The sequence below is a fragment of the Myxococcus sp. AM010 genome, assembly GCF_013372585.1.
GTDB classification, from domain to species: domain Bacteria; phylum Myxococcota; class Myxococcia; order Myxococcales; family Myxococcaceae; genus Myxococcus; species Myxococcus vastator.
Map to the genome: position 1 here is coordinate 1 of NZ_JABXEO010000219.1, position 874 is coordinate 874.

Below are 874 nucleotides of genomic sequence, written 5' to 3' on the forward strand. Positions count from 1 at the left end.
GTACTCCCCCACGCTGTGCCCCAGCACCGCGTCCGCCTCCACGCCCCAACTCCTCCACATCCTCCACAGCGCGTACTCCACCGCGAACAGCGCCGGCTGCGTGTACCTCGTCTCGTCCAGCTCACTGCCTCCGGCGAACATCACCTCCAGCAGCGGCTTCTCCAGCACCCCCTCCAGCACCTTCGCGCACGCGTCCAACGCTTCCCTGAAGGCCGGCTGACTCCCGTACAGCTCCTCTCCCATCCCCACGTACTGGCTCCCCTGCCCCGTGAAGAGGAACGCCACCTTCCGCTTCTCCCTCCCCACCGCCTGCCCCTTCACCACTCCACCCACCACCTCTCCACCCGCCGCCCTCTCCAGCCTCTCCCTCAGCTCCTCCGCGCTCCCTCCCACCACCGCCATCCGCTGCTCCAGGTGCGCCCTCCCCACCGACGCCGTGAAGCACACGTCCCCCACCGAAGCCTCTCCCAGCGCCTCCGCGTACCTCCTCGCCTGCTCCTCCAGCGCGCTCGGGCTCCGCGCCGACACCACCAGCACGTGCTTCGGGCGCTCCTGGAGCACGGGCGTCTCACGCGGAGCAGGACCCTCCTCGATGACGACGTGCGCGTTGGTACCGCTGAAGCCGAAGGAGCTGACGCCCGCCACGCGCCGACCCTGCGCCGGCTCCCACGCCGTCAGCTTCGTCGGCACCTCCACCGCCATCCGCTCCCAGCCGATGTGCGGGTTCGGCGTCTTGAAGTGCAGGTGCGGTGGCAACTGCTTGTTCCTCAGCGACAGCACCACCTTCATCACCGCCGCCACTCCCGCCGCTGACTCCAGGTGCCCCACGTTCGTCTTCGCCGACCCCATCCACAGCGACTCCCCGCTCCGCCCC

At 69.9% G+C, this 874-nt stretch carries 1 protein-coding gene; it reads right to left on the reverse strand.

Features of this window, described 5'->3' with window-relative positions; all coding sequences use genetic code 11:
- A partial coding sequence (locus HV826_RS36390; protein WP_368671078.1) for an acyltransferase domain-containing protein occupies window positions 1–849 on the reverse strand: 849 nt, incomplete at its 3' end.
- Between the last annotated feature and the right edge of the window lie 25 nt (window positions 850–874).